General features: G+C 67.1%; 21 protein-coding genes. 8 read left to right on the forward strand and 13 right to left on the reverse strand.

The window, feature by feature from the left end; genetic code table 11:
• The first annotated feature begins 27 nt into the window (after nt 1-27).
• The 6 genes from ssb (at nt 28) to ACYVGY_RS02080 (ending at nt 6,155) form a co-directional block, all read left to right on the forward strand.
• Entirely contained in the window at nt 28-585 is a 558-nt protein-coding gene (gene ssb / locus ACYVGY_RS02055) for a single-stranded DNA-binding protein (protein WP_460455818.1), read from the forward strand.
• A 63-nt stretch (nt 586-648) separates the two neighbouring features.
• Nucleotides 649-1,704 (forward strand): dTDP-glucose 4,6-dehydratase, encoded by a 1,056-nt coding sequence (gene rfbB, locus ACYVGY_RS02060; RefSeq protein ID WP_460455819.1) that lies wholly within the window; start codon nt 649-651, stop codon nt 1,702-1,704.
• Between the two features lies 1 nt (nt 1,705).
• Nucleotides 1,706-2,590: a glucose-1-phosphate thymidylyltransferase RfbA gene (gene rfbA, locus ACYVGY_RS02065; protein WP_460455820.1), complete on the forward strand. Its 885-nt coding sequence runs from the start codon at nt 1,706-1,708 to the stop codon at nt 2,588-2,590.
• Complete coding sequence (rfbC, locus tag ACYVGY_RS02070) at nt 2,587-3,144, forward strand: dTDP-4-dehydrorhamnose 3,5-epimerase (protein WP_460455821.1); 558 nt, start codon at nt 2,587-2,589, stop codon at nt 3,142-3,144. The genes rfbA and rfbC overlap by 4 nt, the downstream gene beginning before the upstream one ends.
• Nucleotides 3,141-4,052, forward strand: coding sequence for a dTDP-4-dehydrorhamnose reductase (gene rfbD, locus ACYVGY_RS02075; protein WP_460455822.1), 912 nt, complete (start codon nt 3,141-3,143; stop codon nt 4,050-4,052). Before rfbC ends, rfbD begins: the two co-directional genes overlap by 4 nt.
• 99 nt (nt 4,053-4,151) lie before the next feature.
• The gene (locus ACYVGY_RS02080; RefSeq protein WP_460455823.1) at nt 4,152-6,155 is read left to right on the forward strand and encodes an alpha/beta hydrolase family protein; all 2,004 of its coding nucleotides are present in this window, start codon (nt 4,152-4,154) and stop codon (nt 6,153-6,155) included.
• Between the two features lie 62 nt (nt 6,156-6,217).
• On the opposite strand, the gene ACYVGY_RS02085 is transcribed toward ACYVGY_RS02080, so the two are convergent.
• Nucleotides 6,218-7,933 carry a peptide MFS transporter gene (locus ACYVGY_RS02085; RefSeq protein ID WP_460455824.1) on the reverse strand — a complete coding sequence of 572 codons (1,716 nt, stop codon included), beginning with the start codon at nt 7,931-7,933 and terminating at the stop codon, nt 6,218-6,220.
• Nucleotides 7,934-8,056: 123 nt separating this feature from the next.
• Here ACYVGY_RS02085 and ACYVGY_RS02090 point away from each other — a divergent pair, with 123 nt between their 5' ends.
• Both ACYVGY_RS02090 and ACYVGY_RS02095 read left to right on the forward strand, forming a co-directional pair.
• Nucleotides 8,057-10,120, forward strand: coding sequence for a S9 family peptidase (locus ACYVGY_RS02090; RefSeq protein ID WP_460455825.1), 2,064 nt, complete (start codon nt 8,057-8,059; stop codon nt 10,118-10,120).
• 7 nt (nt 10,121-10,127) lie between these two features.
• On the forward strand, nt 10,128-10,880 hold the full coding sequence (locus ACYVGY_RS02095) for a helix-turn-helix domain-containing protein (protein ID WP_460455826.1): 753 nt from the start codon (nt 10,128-10,130) through the stop codon (nt 10,878-10,880).
• Nucleotides 10,881-10,903: 23 nt separating this feature from the next.
• Here the strand turns inward: ACYVGY_RS02095 and ACYVGY_RS02100 are convergent, their stop codons facing one another.
• The 12 genes from ACYVGY_RS02100 to ACYVGY_RS02155 form a co-directional block, all read right to left on the reverse strand.
• Nucleotides 10,904-11,620: a sulfite exporter TauE/SafE family protein gene (locus ACYVGY_RS02100; RefSeq protein WP_460455827.1), complete on the reverse strand. Its 717-nt coding sequence runs from the start codon at nt 11,618-11,620 to the stop codon at nt 10,904-10,906.
• Nucleotides 11,620-11,787, reverse strand: coding sequence for a cbb3-type cytochrome oxidase assembly protein CcoS (gene ccoS, locus ACYVGY_RS02105; protein WP_460455828.1), 168 nt, complete (start codon nt 11,785-11,787; stop codon nt 11,620-11,622). The genes ACYVGY_RS02100 and ccoS overlap by 1 nt, the downstream gene beginning before the upstream one ends.
• Complete coding sequence (locus ACYVGY_RS02110) at nt 11,784-14,159, reverse strand: heavy metal translocating P-type ATPase (protein ID WP_460455829.1); 2,376 nt, start codon at nt 14,157-14,159, stop codon at nt 11,784-11,786. Before ACYVGY_RS02110 ends, ccoS begins: the two co-directional genes overlap by 4 nt.
• Nucleotides 14,156-14,653, reverse strand: a complete 498-nt coding sequence (locus tag ACYVGY_RS02115) for a FixH family protein (RefSeq protein ID WP_460455830.1) — start codon at nt 14,651-14,653, stop codon at nt 14,156-14,158. The genes ACYVGY_RS02110 and ACYVGY_RS02115 overlap by 4 nt, the downstream gene beginning before the upstream one ends.
• A complete protein-coding gene (locus tag ACYVGY_RS02120; RefSeq protein ID WP_460455831.1) occupies nt 14,650-16,206 on the reverse strand; it encodes an RdxA/RdxB/FixG family protein in 1,557 nt (518 codons plus the stop codon). The genes ACYVGY_RS02115 and ACYVGY_RS02120 overlap by 4 nt, the downstream gene beginning before the upstream one ends.
• Nucleotides 16,207-16,209: 3 nt before the next feature.
• Nucleotides 16,210-16,506 carry a hypothetical protein gene (locus ACYVGY_RS02125; RefSeq protein ID WP_460455832.1) on the reverse strand — a complete coding sequence of 99 codons (297 nt, stop codon included), beginning with the start codon at nt 16,504-16,506 and terminating at the stop codon, nt 16,210-16,212.
• Nucleotides 16,503-17,429 carry a cytochrome-c oxidase, cbb3-type subunit III gene (gene ccoP, locus ACYVGY_RS02130; protein WP_460455833.1) on the reverse strand — a complete coding sequence of 309 codons (927 nt, stop codon included), beginning with the start codon at nt 17,427-17,429 and terminating at the stop codon, nt 16,503-16,505. The genes ACYVGY_RS02125 and ccoP overlap by 4 nt, the downstream gene beginning before the upstream one ends.
• Nucleotides 17,426-17,566, reverse strand: a complete 141-nt coding sequence (locus ACYVGY_RS02135; protein WP_460455834.1) for a cbb3-type cytochrome oxidase subunit 3 — start codon at nt 17,564-17,566, stop codon at nt 17,426-17,428. Before ACYVGY_RS02135 ends, ccoP begins: the two co-directional genes overlap by 4 nt.
• A gap of 8 nt (nt 17,567-17,574) precedes the next feature.
• Nucleotides 17,575-18,180, reverse strand: coding sequence for a cytochrome-c oxidase, cbb3-type subunit II (ccoO, locus tag ACYVGY_RS02140; protein WP_460455835.1), 606 nt, complete (start codon nt 18,178-18,180; stop codon nt 17,575-17,577).
• Nucleotides 18,181-18,190: 10 nt separating this feature from the next.
• Nucleotides 18,191-19,636, reverse strand: a complete 1,446-nt coding sequence (gene ccoN / locus ACYVGY_RS02145) for a cytochrome-c oxidase, cbb3-type subunit I (RefSeq protein WP_460455836.1) — start codon at nt 19,634-19,636, stop codon at nt 18,191-18,193.
• Between the two features lie 103 nt (nt 19,637-19,739).
• The gene (locus ACYVGY_RS02150; protein WP_460455837.1) at nt 19,740-20,327 is read right to left on the reverse strand and encodes an SCO family protein; all 588 of its coding nucleotides are present in this window, start codon (nt 20,325-20,327) and stop codon (nt 19,740-19,742) included.
• Complete coding sequence (locus ACYVGY_RS02155; RefSeq protein ID WP_460455838.1) at nt 20,327-21,121, reverse strand: formylglycine-generating enzyme family protein; 795 nt, start codon at nt 21,119-21,121, stop codon at nt 20,327-20,329. The genes ACYVGY_RS02150 and ACYVGY_RS02155 overlap by 1 nt, the downstream gene beginning before the upstream one ends.
• Nucleotide 21,122: the final 1 nt, after the last annotated feature.

A 21,122-nucleotide genomic window follows, 5' to 3' on the forward strand; every position in this document is an offset into this window, starting at 1 on the left:
AAATCCATCTCAGAAGGCGGAAAAGCCATGGCGCGCGGCATCAATAAAGTCATCCTGGTCGGTAATCTCGGCAACGACCCTGAAGTTCGCTACAGCCAGAGCGGCTCGGCCATCACCACGATCTCCGTCGCCACCTCCGAGAGCTGGAAGGACAAGAACGGCGAGCAGCAGGAGCGCACCGAGTGGCATCGGGTGAAAGCCTTCGGCCGCCTCGCGGAAATCATGGGCGAGTACCTCAAGAAGGGCCGCCAGGTCTATATCGAGGGCAGCCTTCGCACCGAGAAGTACACCGACAAGGCCGGCGTAGAGAAGTACGCCACCGACATCATCGCCAACGAGATGCAGATGCTCGGCGGCGTCGGTGAGGGCGGCAGTGGCGGTGGCGGTGGCCAGCGCGGCGGCGGCGGTGAGCGCAGCGAGCGCCCGGCCCGTCCGGCCAGCGGCGGTCCGCGCGGCGGCTCAGCCGGTGGCGGTGGTGGCGGTGGTGGCGGTGGTGGCGACAACTATGGCTCGCGTTCGGGCGGAAGCTCGGCACCGCCCTCGCGCAACGACGACCCGTTCCCGGACGACGACATCCCGTTCTGATCCGGGCTCGCGACGCGTTCCCCCCCGCCGGCTCCGGCCGGACGCTTTCGTGCAGGAGTAGCAATGCAAACCTGGTTCGTCACCGGCGGTGCCGGCTTTATCGGCGGCAACTTCGTGCTCGACGCGGTCGCGTCGGGTATCCGCGTCATCAACCTCGATGCCCTGACCTACGCCGGCAACCTCGACACCCTGTCCTCACTGGACGGGAATCCGGGCCACGTCTTCGTACAGGGCGACATCGGCGACGGCGCCCTGGTCGCGAAGCTGCTGGCCGAGTACCGGCCGCAGGCCATAGTGAATTTCGCCGCCGAGAGCCACGTGGATCGCTCGATCGACGGCCCGGCCGCGTTCGTGCAGACCAATGTGGTCGGCACGCTGGCCCTGCTGGAGGCGGCACGCGACTACTGGAAGGCGCTCGAGGGCGCGGCGAAGGACGACTTCCGCTTCCTGCACGTGTCCACCGACGAGGTCTACGGCTCGCTGGGCGATGAGGGCAAGTTCACCGAAACCACGCCTTTCGCGCCCAATTCACCCTATTCGGCATCGAAGGCGGCCTCGGACCACCTGGTACGGGCCTTCCACCACACCTACGGGCTGCCGGTGCTGACCACCAACTGCTCGAACAACTACGGTCCGTACCAGTTCCCGGAAAAACTCATTCCGCTGATCATCCTCAAGGCGCTGGCCGGCGAGCCGCTACCGGTCTATGGCGATGGTCGCAACGTCCGCGACTGGCTGTTCGTGAAGGATCACTGCAGCGCCATCGTCCGCGTGCTTGAGGCGGGCCGGGTCGGTGAAACCTACAACGTCGGCGGCGATGCCGAGCGCGAGAATATCCATGTCGTGCGCACGCTATGCGCACTGCTGGACGAACGCCGTCCGCGCCCCGATGGCCAGCCGCGCGAGAAGCAAATCACCTACGTCAAGGATCGGCCGGGCCACGACCGCCGCTACGCCATTGACGCCTCGAAGATCCAGGGCGAGCTGGGCTGGGCGCCGACGGTGAGCTTCGAGCAGGGCATGGCCGCGACAGTGGACTGGTACCTGGCCAACGAGGCCTGGGTTAAGCGCGTCCTCGACGGTAGCTACCGCCTTGAACGCATCGGCACGGAGGCCTGACATGGCACGCAAGGGAATCATCCTCGCCGGCGGCTCCGGCACCCGGCTGTATCCAATCACGCAGTCGATCAGCAAGCAGCTGCTGCCGGTCTATGACAAGCCGATGATCTATTACCCGCTCAGCGTGCTGATGCTGGCGGGCATCCGCGAGGTGCTGATCATCAACACCCCGCACGAGCAGGAGCTGTTCAAGCGCCTGCTCGGCGACGGCAGCCAGTGGGGCATGAAGATCGAGTACGCCGCGCAGCCCAGCCCCGACGGGCTGGCGCAGGCCTTCCTGATCGGCCGCGAGTTCCTGGCCGGGCAGCCGAGCTGCCTGGTGCTGGGCGACAACATCTTCCACGGCACCGGCCTGACCGAGCTGCTCAAGCGGGCCGATGCGCGCGAGCACGGCGCCACGGTGTTTGGCTACTTCGTGCGCGACCCGGAGCGCTACGGCGTGGCCGAGTTCGACGCCACCGGCAAGGTGATCGGGCTGGAGGAGAAGCCGTCCAAGCCCAAGTCCAGCTATGCCGTCACCGGCCTGTACTTCTACGATGGACGCGCGCCTGACTTCGCGGCGGCACTGAAGCCTTCGCCGCGCGGCGAGCTCGAGATCACCGATCTCAACCGCTGCTACCTCGAAGAAGGCGCGCTGCAGCTCGAACAGCTCGGCCGCGGCTACGCCTGGCTCGACACCGGCACCCACCAGTCGCTGCTGGAGGCCTCGAACTTCATCGAGACCATCGAGTCGCGGCAGGGGCTGCGCGTGTGCTGCCCGGAGGAAATCGCCTGGGGCAACGGCTGGATCGACGATGGCCAGCTTCAGGCCCTGGCCAAGCCGCTGGCCAAGAACGGCTACGGCGAATACCTGCTGTCGCTGGTGGGACGCGGGGTCGTGAAGTGAAGGTCGTCGAAACCGCGCTGCCGGGCTGCCTGGTGTTCGAACCCAAGGTGTTTGGCGACGAGCGCGGCTTCTTCTACGAAAGCTGGAATCGCGCCGCCTTTGCCGAGCAGGGACTGGCGCCGGCCTTCGTGCAGGGGAATGTGTCGTCCTCGGTGCGCGGCGTTCTGCGCGGCCTGCACTACCAGTGGCCGAATCCGCAGGCCAAGTTTGTCAGCGTGCTCGAGGGCGAGGTCTATGACGTCGCGGTGGATATCCGTCGCGGCTCGCCCACCTTCGGCCGCTCGGCCGCGGTCATCCTCTCGGCCGAGAACAAGCGCCAGTTCTGGGTGCCGGAAGGCTTCGCGCACGGCTTCGTGGTGCTGTCGGAACGCGCCACGTTCCACTATCTGGTCACGGCGCCCTACGACCGCGCGGCCGACGCCAACCTGCGCTGGGATGACGCCAGCCTGGCCATCGATTGGCCGGTGTCGGCGCCGCTGCTCTCGCCCAAGGACGCCGCGGCGCCCTACCTGGCGGATGTCGCGGCCGAGCGCCTGCCGGACTTCGCCGCTTGAAGATCCTGCTGCTGGGTGCCAACGGGCAGGTCGGTCATGCCCTGCGGGCCCCACTGTCGGCCCAGGCCGAGCTGCTGGTCGCCACCCGCAGCGGCCGTCTGGGCGATGGTTCGCCTTGCCTCACGGCCGACCTGGAGGCGCCGGAGGCTCTGGCGGATCTGGTCCAGGCCCTGGCGCCGGACTGGGTAGTGAACGCCGCCGCCTACACCGCGGTCGATCGCGCCGAGGATGAGCCGGCCCTGGCACACCGCATCAACGCCGAGGCACCGGGCTTGCTGGCTCGCGCCTGTGCCGCCGCCGGCAGCGGGCTGGTGCATCTGTCCACGGACTACGTCTTCGACGGAACCGCCGGCCGTCCCTATCTTGAATCCGACCCGGCGTCCCCGCTCGGGGTGTATGGCGAATCGAAATGGCAGGGCGAACAGGCCGTGCGCGCCAGCAATGCCCGGCACCTGATTTTCCGACTGAGCTGGGTATACGCGGCACGCGGCGGAAATTTTCTGCTGACCATGCTCCGGCTGGCGCGTGAACGTGGGCAGCTCGGGGTAGTGGACGACCAGATCGGCGCGCCGACCGCCGCCCACTGCATCGCCCACGCGCTGGCCCACGCCCTGGCTCGGCCGCCGGTGGCCAGCGGCACCTGGCACCTGACGGCCAGCGGCCGGGCCAGCTGGCATGACTTCGCCGCCGCCATCTTCGAGGGCGCCGTCGCTCGTGGCTTGCTGCCTGCCGCTCCGGTGCTTTCACCGATCGCCAGCCATGAGTATCCGACGCGTGCCCGGCGTCCCGCCGACTCCCGTCTGGACAGCTCGGCCTTCACGCGGGACTTCGGGTTTCACATTGATGACTGGCACCGCGGGCTTGACGAGGTGCTCGATCAACTTGCAGGGGAGGAGGTGCCGACCTAACCTTGACCGGTCGGCAGCTGCAATCCATGCGTCGCCAACGCCAGCCGTCCACCGCCGCCCCGCGGCCACGACGGCGGCAACACTTACCCAGGGAGAACCATGAAAACCGCAATCGCGATGCTGGGCCTGTTGGCCATGAGCAGCCAGGCCGCCGAGCTTCGGCCGGTCGAGGACTTTGTCCGCCAGGCTACGTACTCCAGCGCCAGCATTTCGCCGGGTGGCGAGTATCTGGCGCTTCTGGTGGACCGCGGCGACCAGGACGTGGTCACCGTGATGCGCCTGTCCGACATGAGTTTGATGAAAGTGAATCAGCTGCCGGACAAGAAGTCCGCCGCCGGCGTTCGCTGGGTCGGCGACGACCGCCTGATGTTCACGGCCGTGCGCAAGATCGGCGGTTACGCCGCGCCTTTCGGCACCGGCGAGTGGTATGCCGTGAACGCCGACGGCAGCCAGGCGCGTCCGGTCATTTTCTACGGGACCCGCGACGCCACCCAGCGAAGCAAGACGGTGGGCAACGAGCGCTACAGCCTGCTTGACCCGCTGATCGACGACCCCAGGAACGTGATCATGGAGGTCAACTACCCGCTCAGCACCGACGGTGCGGGTACTGAAGTGATGATCGTTGACACCGTTTCCGGCTCGCGCAAGTCGCTGGGCCGTGCACCGCGCGAGAACTGCGGCATCGCCCTGGACGAGAACAAAGAGCCGAGCTACGCGGTCTGCTATGACGAGACCGACGATTCCGGTCGTTACGACCCGTCGTCCGAGCTGTACTCGCGTGACGCCAGCGGCAAGTGGAACCTGGTCAGCAACGGCGAGTCCACCGGCGAGCAGGTGCGGGTGCTGCGCACCGACCGGAACGGCACCATCTACGCGCTCAAGGACGACGGCAAGACGCCGCCCGCCTTCGGCACCATCGACAAGGCCACCGGTGCGTTCCAGCAGATGTTCAAGGACCCGGTGTCGCAAGTGTCCGGCTCGGTGACGTCACCCACCGACGAGAGCGTGCTTGCCGTGATTACCGAGGCGGGCGCTCCGCGCGTCACCCTCGTCAACGACCAGCACGCCGACGCGCAGCTCTACGCTTCGTTGGCGGGCGCCTTCCCGGGCCAGATGGTCAACTTCTCCAGCGCCACCCGCGACGGCAACCTGATCGTGGTGTCGGTCTACAGTGACCGCAATCCGGGTGAGCTCTACATCTACGACCGAGGCACGGGCAAGGCCCGCTTCCTGATGAAGAGCCGTCAGTGGGTTGATGCGGAACAGTCGGCCAGCATCCGTCCGTTCTCGTTCAAGTCGCGCGACGGCCTGACCATCTACGGCTACCTCACCTTGCCGAACGGTTCGTCGGGCAAGAACCTGCCGATGATCGTGATGCCGCACGGCGGCCCGATGGGTCCGCGCGACGACTGGGGCTACAACCCCGAGACCCAGCTCTTCGCCAGCCGCGGCTATGCCGTGCTGCAGGTCAACTTCCGCGGCTCCGGTGGTTTTGGCAAGGCCTTTGAAGACATGGCCTATGGCCAGTGGCGCACCGGCATCATGAACGACATCATCGACGGCACCAATTGGGCCATCCAGGATGGCGTGGCTGACGCCGAGCGCATCTGCATCTTCGGCGGCAGCTTCGGTGGCTATGCCTCGCTCATGGCGCCGGCCCGCCAGCCGGACATGTTCAAGTGCGCCTTTGGCTACGTGGGCATGTATGACGCGCAGATCCAGATGAAGCTCAGCGATACCAGCAAGAGCTCGGGTGGCCAGCGCTACCTGTCGCGCGCCTTCGGCTCGAGCCGTGCCGAGCAGGACGAGATGTCGCCGATCACCTACGCCGACCGCATCAAGCTGCCGGTGATGCTGGCCGCAGGCGCCCGTGACGCCCGCTGCCCGCCGGAGCACACCGAGGCGATGTTCGACGCGCTGGAGAAGGCCGGCAACAAGCCCGAGGGCATGATCATCGCTTCGGGCGAAGGCCACGGCTTCTACGACCTCGAGAACCGGGTCGACCTCTACACCAAGATGCTGGCCTTCTTCGGTCGCCACATCGGTGGGTCGGTTGAAGTCGGCGATGTCGAGGCCGAGCGCCAGGCCAGCACTGCGAACTGAACCTCGCATTCCGGTCAACGAAAAACGGCGCCCCAGGGCGCCGTTTTTCTTTTCGCTGGGACTTACTTGATGCCGTGCATCCAGCGCTTGACCCAAGGGGACAGGACCAGGAACAGCAGGCCCGAGCCGACGCCGATCCAAAGCATGATCTCGAACAGGCTGCCGTAGGTGGCTCCGGCTTCGGCCATGTCGATCGCCTGGCCCTCGACCCGTTCAATCGAGGCGAGTTTGCCGAACTGGGCTGCCAGCACTTCCGAGTAGGCGGTCGCCAACCAGAACGCGCCCATCATCAGCCCAACCACGCGCGCCACGGACAGCTGGGTCACCGCGGACAGGCCGATCGGGGACAGGCACATCTCGCCAATTTCGAGGATGAAATAGGCCAGCACCAGCCACCAGACGCTGGCCATCACGCCGCTGGACGCGGCGTCGGCCGCCGCCATCATCGGCAGGAAGGCCAGGCCGGCGGCGACCAGCCCGATGGCCATCTTGACCGGCTTGCTCGGGTTCATGCCGCGCTTCTCCAGCCAGGGCCAAAGCCACGCGAAGATTGGCGACAGCAATACGATGAAGAACGCACCGAGGAAGGTCAGCGAGCCGGCGGTTTGCGGCACCAGCACCACGTCATGGGTAATCGCCACCGCCAGGCCCAGCACCAGCAGCCCGACCAGCGCCTTGGCGAGGCCATCGCGGCCTTTGTCGCTGGCCATCAGCGCCGCGATCATAAGTACCGGGCTCAGGCCCAGCGAATAGATCGCCCAGGGCACGCTCGGCACGTAGTCGCCGGCCACCATGCCGAACAGGTCCTTGGTAAGCATGCGGTCGGTGAAGGTGACCCAGGAGCCGTAGGTCTGCTCGTACAGGGTGAAGAACACCAGCACGCCAAAGATCAGCAGCACCAGCGCGATCATCTGTTCGCGCTCGACCTTGCTGCACTTCTTGGCCAGGAACCAGATAAACCAGGCCGTGAATGCGATCGCGATCAGGTGCATGGCGCCGTGCACGGTCCAGGTGCGCTGGATCAGCTGCCACACCACCAGCACGCCGCCCAGGCTGCCCAGGTAGATCAGCCATTCCCGCGACAGCGGCCCGACCTTCTCGCGCAGCAGCGCGGGGTTGTTCGGTTCGGCGTGGCCGAGCAGGTACTTCTGGCCCCACAGGAACATCACCAGGCCGGCGATCATGCCGATGCCGGCGGCGCCGAAGCCGTACTTCCAGCCATAGGTTTCACCCAGGAAGGCACAGACCAGGCTGGCGAACATCGCGCCGACGTTGATGCCGGCGTAGAAAAGGGTAAAGCCCGAGTCCAGGCGCGGATCATTCTTGGCATACAGGCGGCCGACGATGGTCGAGATATTCGGCTTCAGGAAGCCCACACCCATGATGATCAGCGCCAGCGACAGGTAGAACACCTGCAGTGCGGCTTCGTCCCGCACCACCACGCCGTCCACCAGGCGCGCCTGTTCGCCCTCGAAGGCCATGCCGATATGACCCATGACCAGCAGCACGCCGCCGAGTACCACGGCTTTGCGCATGCCCAGGTAGCGGTCGGCCAACAGGCCGCCGATAACCGGAACGGCGTAAACCAGGCCACCGTAGGCGCCCAGCAAGTCGTAGCCGGCGTCGTCGGCGAACAGGTGGTACTTCAGGATGTAGAGCAGCAGCAGCGCTTTCATCCCGTAAAAGGAAAAGCGCTCCCACATCTCGGTGAAGAAGCAGACGAACAGGCCTTTGGGGTGACCCAGGAAGTCGGTGGCTGGCGAAAGGGCTGCGCTCAAGGCGGACTCCGGGGCGTGATGGGCATGTGAGGGCCGAGTATAGCCATCCCGCCGGCCACGACAGCTTTGCTTACCCCGCGTCGCCTGCCTACCATGGGGGACTCGCCACCGGAGGCCGTCCCAATGACCCTGCGTCCCGCCCTGATCGCCCTGCTGCTGCCGGCCCTGCTGCCCGCGGTCGGCCAGGCCGCCCGTCCCTTCGATGCTCGCGACATGGTCACCCTCGACCGCGTGTCTTCGCCGACCCTGTCGCCCGACGGCCGCAAACTGGTGGTGGCCTTGCGAGAAGTTGATTTCGACGCCAACAAGTCCAGTACCGGTCTATGGATCGAGGACCTGCTGGCTCGCGACGCCGCGCCGCCCGAGCGCTTCACGGCCGAGGGTATGAGCGTCAACAGCCCCGGCTTCTCGCCTGACGGTGCCGAGGTTTATTTCCTCAGCGCAGCGTCCGGCTCGCAGCAGCTGTGGAAGCAGGCCGTGGCCGGCGGCGAGGCGGTGCAGGTCACTGACTTCCCGCTCGACATTGGCAGCTACAAGCTATCGCCCGACGGCAAATCGGTCGCGGTGAGCCTGGAGGTTTTCCCCGACTGCGCTGACCTGGCCTGCACCCAGCAGCGGCTGGACGAACGCGCCGCGGGCAAGACCACCGGCGTGGTCTACGACAAACTCTTCGTGCGGCATTGGGACACCTGGCAGGACGGTCGTTTGAACCAGCTGTTCGTCGCCAGCTTCGGCACCGACGGCAAGGCGGCCGGCGAGCCGGTCCGCCTGGGCGGTCAGGTGTTGGGCGATATTCCGTCCAAGCCATTTGGTGACGCCAGCGAGTACACCTGGGCGCCCGACGGCCAGTCCATTGTCTACAGCGTGCGCGCAGCCGACCGCGGCGAAGCCTGGTCCACCAACTTCGACCTGCATCGGGCATGGGTGCGCGCGCGTCGTGCGCCGCAGAATCTCACCGCATCGAACCCGGCCACGGATACTGGCCCGGTGTTCAGCGCCGACGGCAAGACGCTCTACTACCGCGCCATGGCGCGTCCGGGCTTCGAGGCCGACCGCCTCGCGCTGATGGCCATGGACCTGGACAGCGGCAAGACCCGCGAGATCGCGCCGGATTGGGATCGTTCGGCCAGCACGATCACGCTGTCGGCTGACGGCAAGCACATCTACACCACCACCCAGGATCTGGGCACGTATCCACTGTTCCGCGTGGACATCGCCACCGGCCGCGCCACCAAGGTGGTGGAAGGCGGCACGCTTGCGGGCTTCGACCTGGCCGGCGACACGCTGGCCTACGTTCTGAGCGATCTCGACACGCCGGGGCAGGCCTTCGTGGCCCGCGCCGACGGCAGCGCGGCGCGCCAGGTCACGCGCGCCAATGAGGAAGCGCTGGCGGAAATCGCCTTCGGCGAGTTCGAGCAGTTCAGCTTCAAGGGCTGGAACGACGAAACCGTCTACGGCTACGTGGTCAAGCCGGTGGGCTACGAGGAAGGCAAGCAGTATCCGGTGGCTTTCCTTATCCACGGTGGCCCGCAGGGCAGCTTCGGCGACAACTTCCACTTCCGGTGGAACGCGCAGACCTATGCCGGCCAGGGCTTCGCGGTGGTGATGATCGACTTCCACGGTTCCACCGGCTATGGCCAGGCTTTCACCGATTCGATCTCGCAGGACTGGGGCGGCAAGCCGCTCGAGGACCTGCAGAAGGGCTGGGCCTTCGCGCAGGAAAAGTATTCGTTCCTGGACGGTGAGCGCGCCTGCGCACTCGGCGGCAGCTACGGCGGCTATATGGTGGCCTGGATCGCCGGCAACTGGCCGGACGGCTTCAAGTGCCTGGTCAACCACGCTGGCGTGGTGGACACGCGCATCATGGGCTTCAACACTGAAGAACTGTGGTTCACCGAGTGGGAGAACGGCGGCACGCCGGTGCAGGTGCCGCGCAACTACGAGCAGTTCAATCCGATCAATCACGTCGGCAAGTGGCAGTCGCCGATGTTGGTGATCCACGGCCAGAAGGACTACCGCGTGCTGGTCGAGCAGGGCCTGGCGGCCTTCGGCGCCGCCCAGCGCAACGGCGTGGAGAGCCAGCTGCTGTACTTCCCGGACGAGAACCACTGGATCCTCAAGCCGCACAACAGCGTGCAGTGGCATGACGTGGTCAACGCCTGGCTCAAGCGCTGGACGGCGGAGTAAGCAGGCCATGTCAGCCCAGGTGTTCGATCTCGATCGGCTCAGGCAAAGCTGCGCGCAGTGTTCGCTGCACGTGCTGTGCCTGCCGGCCGGCATCGGCGGGGACGAGCTGCAGCAGCTCGACGATATCGTGCGCAACAATCGGCCGCTGGAGGCGGGCGACACGCTGTTCCGTGCCGGCCAGGCCTTGGGTTCGCTGTTCGTGGCGCGCGAAGGCGCGTTCAAGACCGTGGCCACCAACCAGGACGGCGACGCCCAGGTAATCGGCTTCCATCTGCCGGGTGAGCTGATGGGTCTCGACGCGCTGGGCAGCGGCCACCACGCCTGCGAAGCGGTGGCCCTGACCCGCGCCACCGTGTGCGAGATCCCGCTCGACCAGCTCGAGCAGGTTTCGGCGAAGGTGCCCGGCTTGCAGCATCAGCTGCTGCGCATCATCGGACAGGGCATCAATCGCGACCAGTCTCATATGGAAATGCTCGGCCGCCGACAGGCACCCGAGCGGCTGGCGCTGTTCCTGCACGGTCTGTCGGAGCGCTATCGGCAGTTGGGTCGGCCGGGTGACCAGTTCATGCTGCCGATGGGCCGCGAAGATATCGCCAGCTACCTGGGAATGGTGATCGAAACCGTGAGCCGCACGCTCACCAAGATGCAGGAAGATGGCGTGATCACGGTGCGCGGCCGCCAGGTACGCATCCTTGACCTCGACCGCCTCGACGCCATCGTCCACGGTCCGGTGAAGCCAGCGCAACGCGCGCACCGCTGAGCCTCAGAAGCGCAGGGCGGGGCTCAGAGCGAACGGCAGCCCAGGGCCACGAGGACCTCGTGGATGGCGGGCTGTGATGCCAGCCAGGGTCCCGCCATCGTCACCACGCCGGCCAGGGCGATTACGGCTGCGCCCGCGACGCGCCAGCCGCGGCGCTGGAGCAGACCGCCCAGGCGCGCGCCGCTCCAGGTGATCGGCAGCATGGTGGCCAGCGTGCCCAGGCCGAAGGCCAGCATCAGCAGTGCGCCGTGCAGCGCGCTCGCTTCCAGCCAGGCCGCAGCGAGCAGGGTGGTGGACAGCCCGCAGGGCAGCCAGCCCCAGAACAGCCCCAGCACCCAGGGCCGCAGCGGTCCCGCGGCGGGCACCACGCGTGCCTGCAGCGGCCGCAGGCGTTGCCAGAACCACTGGCCGCCGCGCACCAGGAAGCCCAGTCGTGCCGGCCACAGCAAACGTAGCGCCGCCAGCAGGAGCACGGCGCCCATCGCCACCCGCAGGCTGGTGGCCAGTCCGTCCGAGCGTGCCAGCGTCAGCAGGCCGCCGCCGACGCCGCCAACGATGGCGCCGGCCAGGGTGTAACCCAGCAGGCGTCCTGCGTTCAGTGCGAACGCGGGCCCGAGGCCCGGCTTGGGCAGCGAGGCGGCGAGCCCGGTGGCAATGCCGCCACACATGGCGGCGCAGTGCAGTCCGCCGAGCAGGCCGGTCAGCAGGGCGGCCGCGAGCACGGTCAGGTCAATGGGCATCAGTCGTCGTCGCGTCGCGGCGCCGGACGCTCGTCGTCGCCGAGGATGTCCAGCGAGGGCGTGTCCAGGTCGTCGAACTGGCCACGTCGCACCGCCCACAGGAAGGCCACGATCGCGACAAGCAGCAGCAACAGTGAGATGGGGATCAGGGCCAGCAGGATATTCATGGGGTTCCCGGTTCGATGCGGCCCAGCCGCAGTGCGTTGGCGGTGACCACCAGCGACGACGCCGCCATGCCCAACGCGGCGAGTCCCGGCGTCACCATACCCAGGGCCGCAAAGGGCAGGGCGACCAGATTGTAGGCCAAGGCCCAGCCCAGGTTCTGGCGGATCACGCGATGGCTGCGGCGCGCCAGCGCCACCGCCTGCGGAACGCGCACCAGCGACGAACCGGTCAGCACCAGGTCGGCCGCGCGATGTGCGAGCGGGGCGCCGTCGGCCATCGCCATGGACACGTCGGCGCCGGCCAGCACCGGTGCATCGTTGATGCCGTCACCCAGCATCAGCACCACGCGCCCATCGGCCTGCAGCGCGCGCACGGCCGCCAGTTTCTGCTCCGGCGACTGACGCGCAGCCTGCGTCTCGATGCCCAGCGTGTGCGCCACGCTGGCCACCGCTTCGGCGCCGTCACCGCTGAGGATGCGCGGCGCGAGGCCTAGTGCGCGCAGGGCCGCGATGGCGGCCGCGGCGTCGACACGCAGCGGGTCGGCGACGGTAAACCGCGCGAGACTTCGTTGGCCATCGCCAAGCCAGAGCGCGCCGTCGTCACTGCGCGCGGCCGCGAAATCAGCCCGGCCCAGGCGATAGCGGCAGCCGCCCACCTCACCCTCGACGCCAAGGCCCGGATGTGCGCGCACGCCGACCGCCGCCACCACGTCGCGTCGGGCGAATGCAGCGGCGAGCGGGTGGCCGGCGTCCTGTTCGAGCGATGCGGCGATGCGCAGCCAGGGGCCGGCGTCCTCGCCTTCGAACGATTCCGCGCTGGCCAGCGTCGGTCGCCCGGTCGTGAGCGTGCCGGTCTTGTCCATCACCACGGTGTCGGCGCGTGCCAGTGACTCCAGCGCGTCGGCCCCCAGCGCCAGCACGCCCATCCGCGCCAGGGTGCCGTGCGCCGTGGCCAAGGCCGCAGGCACGGCCAGGGACAACGCGCAGGGGCAGCTGACTACCAGCACCGCTAGTGCGACCTCGAACGCGCGCTCCGGGGCGAACTGCCACCAGGCGAAGAACACCAGCAGGGCGATGACGAACAATCCCAGCACGAAGCGTGTTGCCACCGCGTCCGCCAGCCGCGCGACCCGCGGCCGCTGTGACTGCGCCTGTTCCACCGCCCGGGTGAGCTGGGACAGTCGGGTGTCGCTGCCGGTGCGTTGTACCCGCATCGCCGCGGCCTGTTCGCGGCAGACGCTGCCGGCATACAGCGCATCGCCGGGAAGGCGCGCCACCGGCACGGACTCACCGGTGAGCAGGGACTCATCGAACGATGCCGCTGCCTCGAGTAGTTCGCCATCGGCGGGCACGGCATCGCCCACACCGACCAGCACGACGTCACCGGCCGACAGCGCAGCCACCGGCACCTGTTCACGGCCTTCGTCGAGCCGCCGCCAGGCCAGTGCCGGCTGGGCACGGGCCAGGGTGTCGAGTCGGGCGCTGGCCTGGCGCCGCGCCATCAGTTCCAGGAAGCGCGCGGCGAGCAGGAACAGCACGAACATCACCGCCGCGTCGAACCAGACATGGCGGCCCCCGCGCAGCGTTTCCACCAGACTGGCGAAATAAGCCAGCAGCACCGAGGTGGCCACCAGTGTGTCCATGCCGGGCCGGCGATGGCGAAGCTCCACCCACATGCCGGCCAGGAAGGGCCAGCCGGAGAAGAACACCACTGGCGTGGAGACCAGGAAGGTGATCCAGCGGAAAAAATCGCGCGTCGCCGGTGCCATCTCGTTCGCCGTGTCCAGGTACAGCGCCTCGGCGAACATCATGGCCTGGGTGGCGCCGAGCACGGCCACGCCCAAGCGCGCGATCAGCTGGTTGCGTTCGCGCCGACGCTCACGTTCGGCGGCTTCGCCCTGGGCCAGGTGCGGGCGATAGCCCAGCGAGGCGAGGCGCGAAAGCAGCCGCGACAGCGGCGTTCGTGCCGGGTCCCAGCCGATGCGCACCCGGCCGGTGATGGCGTTGGCGCCGACATCAAGCACGCCCGGCTCGCGCACCAGCGCGCGGTCGATCAGCCAGGCACAGGCGGCACAGCGCATGCCTTCGACCACGACGGTGATCTGCTGTCCTTCCGCGGTGCTGACGACGTGGCCGGCCTGTACGTCGGCGCGATCCCAGCTGCCGAAGTCTGGGGCGTCCTCGTCGACGCGGACCCCGTCCTCGCTGCGCAGGCGGTAGTAGTCGTCCAGTCCGGCGTCGGCGATCCATCGGGCGGCGGCGGCGCAGCCTTGGCAGCAGACGGCGTGCGATACGCCAGCCACGGTAGCCAAGGGCGGGTCAGGAGGGAGACGCTCGCCGCAGTGGAAGCAGGCGGCGTCGGGCGCGGAGCTCATTGCGGGGCGACCGCGGGCTCCAGCCGAAGCGTGGTGTCACCCGGCCGGTAGCGGCCGACCAGGCGCCAACTACCGTCAGCGGCGACCAATCGAAGATGCCAGGCCTCTTTGCCGACCATCGATTCGCGCGAACGCCAGCCGCGCGGATCCGGCGCCAGCGCCAGTTCCCGGTCCAGGCTCGATTCGATCGGATGCACGAGCTGCAGACGCGGGGCGAGGGGCCCTGATGCCGGCAGCACCTGCACCAGTAACCCGTCACCGTCCAGGCTGATCGCTGCCGACAGGCCCAGCCGCGCGGCGGTCTGGTCAGGCTCGATGGAGGTGACTTGCACCTGGGCGGTGCGGCGCACTTTGTCGGGGTTGGTGTCCACGCCGCTTTCGCTGGCGGCGAGCCACAGTGTCCAGAAGCCGGCCACCACGGTTGCCGCGGGAATGGCGATCATCAGCCAGGCCACCGGATTGCGGCGCCATTGGCGGGTTGTGGGCTCGGTCATGGCGTCGGACCGAAGAAGCGGGTTTCCTCGACAGCCTGTACGCCCTCGGCGTCACTGTCGACCACGATCCGCAGGTCCACGCGCCCCGCCGTGGTGCCGGCTGCCGCACGCAGGGTCACCGGCACGGTCAGCACTTCTTCGGGCGCCGCGGGATGGGTGGCGCCGGCCTCCACCAGGATGATCTCGGGCGCACCCTCGATGCGCACGGTGAACACGTGCGGCCGGTCTTCCTTGTTGACAATGCGAAGCAGGTAAGCGTTTTCGATGCTGCCGTCGGCGGCCACGCGATAGAGCGCGTTGCGGTCGCGGATGACGTCGAGCAGCATCGGTGTGCGGGTGGCGATGCTCACCGCGGAGCCGATCAGCAGCGCGAGCAGCAGGCTGCCGTAGACGAATACGCGTGGCCGAAGAATGCGCGACGGCTTGCCCTCGAGGGCGTTCTGGGTGGTGTTCCGGATGAGGCCGCGCGGGTAGCCCATCTTGTCCATCACCGAATCGCAGGCATCCACGCATGCGCCGCAGGCGATGCATTCGTACTGCAGGCCGTTGCGGATATCGATGCCGGTCGGGCAAACCTGTACGCAGATAGTGCAGTCGATGCAGTCGCCCAGGTCCTCGGGCGAATTCACCTCGGGCGGCGGCGGCAGACCGCTCTGCGCATCCACCACCAGGCCGGTGGTGGCGCGTGCGCCGGCACGAATATCGGCGGCGCTGCGGTGGTGGGCCGCGTGCACCACGGCGCTGTCGGCGACGTCCATGGGCAGCAGCCCGCGCGCGCGCTGCAGCACGCTCGCGAGAAGGTTCTTCTTGCGCGGACCGCGTGGTTCGCCGCGCATCGGGTCGTAGGCGATGATCAGGGTGTTGCGATCGAACATGGCGCTTTGGAAGCGCGCATAGGGACACATGTACTTGCACACCTGTTCGCGCAGCACGCCGGCATTGCCCCAGGTCGCCAGCGAGTAGAACAGCACCCAGAAGATTTCCCAGCCGCCCCATTCGAAAGGGGAGAGGCGGGCGGCAAGATCGCGGATTGGCGTGAAATAACCTACGAAGGTGAAGCCCGTCCACAGCGCGAACACCAGCCAAAGCACGTGCTTGCTGCCTTTTCGCAGGAATTTTTCGCGGCTCCAGGGCGCAGCGTCGAGCTTCATCCGCTTGTTGCGGTCGCCCTCGGTCCAGCGCTCCATCCAGATGAAAACTTCGGTCCACACCGTTTGCGGGCAGGCATAGCCGCACCACAGCCGGCCGGCAAGCGCGGTGAAGAAGAACAGGGTCAGCCCCGCCATGATCAGCAGCAGGGCGAGGTAGATGAAGTCCTGCGGCCAGAAGCTCAGGCCGAAGACGTAGAATTTTCGGGCCGGCAGGTCGAACAGTACCGCTTGGCGGTCGTCCCACTGCAGCCAGGCGAAGCCGTAGTACATGCCCAGCAGCCAGATGACGGCGGCCTTGCGCAGCGTCTGGAAGAAGCCGCCCTGTTCCCGTGGATAGACCTTGCGCTCGGAAACGTAGAGACCGACCTCATCCACCAGTTCAACCGGGATCTTGCCTGCCATCGGTCAATCCCTCGGCAGCGGGCGGTTGAAGCGGCTCGCCGGCCTGAGCAGTATCCAGGTGAACAGGCTCGAGCTGGCTGTGCACGCCCAGAAAGTGAAGAAGCCCAGGGTGTAGCCAACGCCGCGGCTGATTTCGAGATGCGGGAAGGTCAGGTCGCGCAGCTGCAGCGGATCAACGACGGCGAAGAACACCATGGTTGCGACGCCCGCCGCAAAGAAGCTCGGCCACAGGATCGCCCCAAGACGCTGTGCCAGCGGCCGGGGCGGGTGGTCGAAGCTGCGCTCCGCTTCGACTCTCATGGGCTGGACGCGGCGCCGGCGGGGGCGCTACCGCCATGCGAGAGCGACCAGACGTAGGCGGCCGCCAGGCGGGTGCGGGTTTCGCCGATGATGGGCAAGTGCGCCGGCATCATGCCGTTGCGGCCCAGCGTGATTGCCTCGCGGATGGAATTGAAATCGCTGCCGTAGACCCAGACGTCGTCGGTGAGGTTGGGGGCGCCCAGTGCGGGATTGCCCTTGCCTTCGACGCCGTGGCAGGCGCTGCAGACGGCGAACTTGGCCTTGCCTGCCGCGGCCAGTGCCGGGTCGGCCTTGATGCCGGACAGGCTTTGGACGTAGGCCGCCACTTCGGTCACGCCAACGTCGCCACCGACGGCCGGAGCCAGTGCCGGCATCGCCGCCTGGCGACCGTGCAGGATCGTGGTGAGGATGTCGTCGGGCGTGCCGCCCCACTGCCAGTCGGCGTCGGTGAGGTTGGGGAAGCCCTTGGCGCCGCGCGCATCCGAACCGTGGCACATGGCGCAATTATTTGCATAAAGACTGGCGCCAAATACCAGCGCGGCGGGATCCTTGGCTATCTCGTCGATCGCCATGCCGTCGAAGCGACCGAAGGCTTCTGCCAGCTTGGCATCGGCTTCGGCCTTGTCGGCATCGTGCTCACCGGCCGAGGTCCAGCCCGACGTGCCGGCGAAGTTGCCCATGCCGGGGTACCACACCAGATAGCCCACCGAGTAAATGATGGTCAGGTAGAACAGGTTGATCCACCACTTCGGCAGCGGCTTGTTGTACTCGGTGAGATCACCATCCCACACGTGGCCGGTGGTTTCGGATTCCTTCTTCCCGCCCGACTTGGGCTTGCGCGAAGTCCACCACAGCAGCCAGGTAGTGGCGACGATGTTGAGCGCCACCAGGAAAATGACGTAGAGGGACCAGCCGGTCGTCATGGGGTGTTCTCGCTCTGGTCTTCGTCAAGGGGAATGCGGGAGGCAGCGTCGAACTCGGGATTGCGCTTGGCGCTGTAGACCCAGGCGGCACCGCCGACGAATGCGATCAAGGCAATAAGCGTAAGGATTCCGGACATCATCTCGGTCACCCCTTGGGTGCGTGCTTGCCCAAGCCCTGGAGGTAGGCGATGAGCGCGTCGATTTCAGTCTTACCGGCCACCGCGGCGGCGGCGCCCTCGATTTCTTCGTCGGTGTACGGGTCGCCGATGGTCTGCAGCGCACGCATGTTGCGCGCCACCACACCCGGGTTCACCGGGGTCTCGGCCAGCCACGGATAACCTGGCATGTTCGATACCGGCACCACGTCGCGCGGGTTGATCAGGTGCACGCGGTGCCAATCGTCGGAATAGCGGCCGCCGATGCGGGCCAGGTCCGGACCGGTGCGCTTGCTGCCCCACTGGAACGGACGGTCATAGACCGATTCGCCGGCCAGCGAGTAGTGGCCATAGCGTTCGGTTTCGTGACGCAGGGTGCGGACCATCTGCGAGTGGCAGTTGTAGCAACCCTCGCGGACATAGATGTCCCGGCCAGCCAGCTCCAGCGGCGGATACGGCTTTACGCCCGGCAGCGGCTTCACCGTCTCGGCCTGGTACATCAGCGGAACGATTTCGGCCAGGCCGCCGAAGGAGATGACGACGGCGATCAGGATCGCCATCCAGCCGATATTGGTTTCGAGTTTCTCGTGGCTCATGTCCGGGTCCTCAGGCGTGGCTGGCTTCGGGGGCGACGGGCAGCACCGGGGCATCCACCACGCCCTTGGCCTGCTGGAACGTGCGCCACATGTTCACCACCATCAGCAGCATGCCCACCAGCACCAAGACGCCGCCCAGGAAGCGGATCAGGTAGTAGGGATAGTTGAACTTGACGATCTCGACGAAGGCATAGGTCAGCGTGCCGTCGGCGTTGGAGGCGCGGGCCATCAGGCCCTGGCCGATGCCGGCGACCCACATCGAGGCGGCGTACAGCACCACGCCGATGGTGTGGATCCAGAAGTGCAGGTCAATGAGCTTGAGCGAGGCCATTTCCTTCAGGCCCAGGCAGCGCGGTATCACCATGTAGATCGAGCCGATGGAAATCATGGCCACCCAGCCGAGCGCGCCGGAGTGCACGTGGCCGATCGTCCAGTCGGTGTAGTGGCTAAGCGCGTTGACGGTCTTGATCGACATCATCGGCCCCTCGAAGGTGCTCATCATGTAGAACGAGATGGCGACGATCAGGAACTTGATGATCGGATCGGTGCGCAGCAGATGCCAGGCGCCGGACAGGGTCATGACGCCGTTGATGGCACCGCCCCAGCTGGGCGCCAGCAGGATCAGCGAGAACACCATGCCCACGCTCTGCACCCAGTCGGGCAGGGCGGTGTAGTGGAGATGGTGCGGACCGGCCCACATGTAGATGGCGATCAGCGCCCAGAAATGGACGATCGACAGGCGGTAGGAGTAGATCGGGCGGTTGGCCCGGCGCGGCACGAAGTAATACATCATGCCCAGGAAGCCGGCGGTCAGGAAGAATCCCACCGCGTTGTGGCCGTACCACCACTGCACCATCGCATCCACGGCGCCCGAATAGATCGGGTAGCTGTGCATCAGGCCGGCGGGAATGGCCAGCGAGTTGACGATGTGCAGCAGGGCCACCGCGATGATGAACGAGCCATAGAACCAGTTCGCCACGAAGATGTGGCGGATCCGGCGCTTGACGATGGTGCCGAAGAAGACGATGCCGTAGGCGACCCAGACCAGGGTGATCAGTACGTCGATCGGCCAGGCCAGCTCGGCGTATTCCTTGCCCTGGCTGTAGCCGAGGGGCAGGGAGATCGCCGCGGCCACGATCACCGCTTGCCAGCCCCAGAATACGAAGGCGGCCAGTTTGTCGGAGATCAGGCGGACGTGGCAGGTGCGCTGGACCACGTACAGGCTGGTGGAAATCAGGGCGCAGCCGCCGAAGGCGAAGATCACGGCATTGGTATGCAGCGGGCGCAGGCGGCCGAAGCTCAGCCAGGCGGTATCGAAGTTCAGCGAGGGCCAGTAGAGCTGGGCGGCGATCAAAACGCCCACCGTCATGCCCACCAAGCCCCAGACGACCGTCATCACTGCAAACTGCATGACGACTTTGTCGTTATAGGTTTCCGCCTTGTTGTCCAGCGTCATCGGATCATCCCCGGGTTCGTTGCGCAATTATGGTCACTACGTTGCGCCTCCTGCTTGACGAAGGTCAATTCACACGGCGTGGCGACGCGCGGAGCCCGCGGATTCAGGGCTGAGGCGGACTCGCCAGGGCGGCCCGGACCGCCGCCAGGAAGGTCGGATCCGGCACCGAGCCCAGCTTTTCAGTGCGGGCCAGCACGCGCCCCTCGGCGTCGAGCAGCACCAGGGCGCTGGAGTGGTTGAACTCGCCGTCGGCCAGAGCGCGGTAGCGGATGCCCAGCAGGGCAGCGATGCGGCGGACGCCGCTGGTTTCGGTGCGGGCCAGGGTCCAGCGGGCCGGGTCGAGCTTGCGCTTTTGGGCGATCGCGGCCAGGGCTTCGGTGTCGTCGCGGGCCGGGTCCAGGCTGACCAGCAGGATGCCAAGGCGCGCGCGCTGCTCGGGCGTCAAGCCGTGTTCGACGCCTTTGGCGCTGTCCACGATCAAGGGGCAGATATATCGGCAGGAGGTGTAAAACATTGCCACAAGCTGCGGCTCGCCGCGGCGGTCGGCCAATACGAAGGCGTCGCCGGACTGGTCGCTGAAACGGTCTTCTAGCAGGTAGAGCGAATCATCGGGCAGCGCGGCTGGCTGGCCCAACACGGCAGCGGGAAGCAGCAGGCAGGCCAACAGCAGGAATCCGGACAAACGCGTCATTATTGGCCTCTTGCCAGGTCGCGGGCGCATCGGAAGCCCAGGTTCTTGGTGGTGTCATCGCCTTCCAGCGCCGACAGCATGGCCACCCGCATCAGTACGGCGTAGTTTTCGCGGTCGTCCATGGACAGGGCCCCGGCGCCACAGAAGCGCATCGCGTCCGGGTCACCCTGGTCGCGGTTGTCGGCCGAAACCAGCATGGCCGAGTAGTCCTCCACCCACTCCCAGACCAGGCCATGGAGATCCTGCAGGCCGTGTATGTCGGGAGTGGACTGGCCGACGGCCGGCAGCGGTCGGCCCGAAGGCACCGAATACCAGGCCAGGATGCGCTCGCGCCAGGCCGGGTCGCTGCGGGCGTCGGCGCGGGTTTCGTCGGCCGCGGCCGCGTACTCCCACTCCGACCAGGTGGGCAGGCGGGCGTTGATGGACTCGCAGTAGGCCTGGGCGGCGAACCAGCTGACCATCACCACCGGCTGGTCCGGCAAAGCCGTGTCGCCAAGCGTCGTCGGGCCGGCCCAGTGCTCCAGGTAACGGGCTTCGGCGAATACCACCGGCGCCTTGCCACGCTGCCAGCGCGGCTCCCGGGTCACGAAGGCCAGGAAGTCGGCGTTGCTTACCGGCCGCTGCTGCAGCGCGAAGCCGGGCATCGACACCTTGCCGCCGGTGTCCTCGTAGCGGAGTACCGAGGCAAATTCACCGCTCGGCAGGGTTCGCCAGGGGTTGTCGCCGCCGACGGCGACGGCACCGGCGCAAGCGCCGATGCCGATCAAGGCCGCGATGAGCAGGCCAGGGCGCATG

The organism is Arenimonas alkanexedens, assembly GCF_054781355.1.

What these genes read in the sequence shown, in the direction of transcription:
- ACYVGY_RS02080 (WP_460455823.1), top strand. Translation starts at nt 4,152, where the DNA reads ATGAAAACCGCAATCGCGATGCTGGGCCTGTTGGCCATGAGCAGCCAG.
- ccoN (WP_460455836.1), bottom strand. Translation starts at nt 19,636, where the DNA reads ATGACGCTGGACAACAAGGCGGAAACCTATAACGACAAAGTCGTCATG.
- ACYVGY_RS02110 (WP_460455829.1), bottom strand. Translation starts at nt 14,159, where the DNA reads ATGAGCTCCGCGCCCGACGCCGCCTGCTTCCACTGCGGCGAGCGTCTC.
- ACYVGY_RS02115 (WP_460455830.1), bottom strand. Translation starts at nt 14,653, where the DNA reads ATGACCGAGCCCACAACCCGCCAATGGCGCCGCAATCCGGTGGCCTGG.
- ssb (WP_460455818.1), top strand. Translation starts at nt 28, where the DNA reads ATGGCGCGCGGCATCAATAAAGTCATCCTGGTCGGTAATCTCGGCAAC.
- ACYVGY_RS02125 (WP_460455832.1), bottom strand. Translation starts at nt 16,506, where the DNA reads ATGAGAGTCGAAGCGGAGCGCAGCTTCGACCACCCGCCCCGGCCGCTG.
- ACYVGY_RS02100 (WP_460455827.1), bottom strand. Translation starts at nt 11,620, where the DNA reads ATGCCCATTGACCTGACCGTGCTCGCGGCCGCCCTGCTGACCGGCCTG.
- ccoP (WP_460455833.1), bottom strand. Translation starts at nt 17,429, where the DNA reads ATGACGACCGGCTGGTCCCTCTACGTCATTTTCCTGGTGGCGCTCAAC.
- ACYVGY_RS02135 (WP_460455834.1), bottom strand. Translation starts at nt 17,566, where the DNA reads ATGTCCGGAATCCTTACGCTTATTGCCTTGATCGCATTCGTCGGCGGT.
- rfbB (WP_460455819.1), top strand. Translation starts at nt 649, where the DNA reads ATGCAAACCTGGTTCGTCACCGGCGGTGCCGGCTTTATCGGCGGCAAC.
- ccoO (WP_460455835.1), bottom strand. Translation starts at nt 18,180, where the DNA reads ATGAGCCACGAGAAACTCGAAACCAATATCGGCTGGATGGCGATCCTG.
- ACYVGY_RS02120 (WP_460455831.1), bottom strand. Translation starts at nt 16,206, where the DNA reads ATGGCAGGCAAGATCCCGGTTGAACTGGTGGATGAGGTCGGTCTCTAC.
- rfbA (WP_460455820.1), top strand. Translation starts at nt 1,706, where the DNA reads ATGGCACGCAAGGGAATCATCCTCGCCGGCGGCTCCGGCACCCGGCTG.
- ACYVGY_RS02150 (WP_460455837.1), bottom strand. Translation starts at nt 20,327, where the DNA reads ATGACGCGTTTGTCCGGATTCCTGCTGTTGGCCTGCCTGCTGCTTCCC.
- ccoS (WP_460455828.1), bottom strand. Translation starts at nt 11,787, where the DNA reads ATGAATATCCTGCTGGCCCTGATCCCCATCTCACTGTTGCTGCTGCTT.
- ACYVGY_RS02090 (WP_460455825.1), top strand. Translation starts at nt 8,057, where the DNA reads ATGACCCTGCGTCCCGCCCTGATCGCCCTGCTGCTGCCGGCCCTGCTG.
- ACYVGY_RS02155 (WP_460455838.1), bottom strand. Translation starts at nt 21,121, where the DNA reads ATGCGCCCTGGCCTGCTCATCGCGGCCTTGATCGGCATCGGCGCTTGC.
- ACYVGY_RS02095 (WP_460455826.1), top strand. Translation starts at nt 10,128, where the DNA reads ATGTCAGCCCAGGTGTTCGATCTCGATCGGCTCAGGCAAAGCTGCGCG.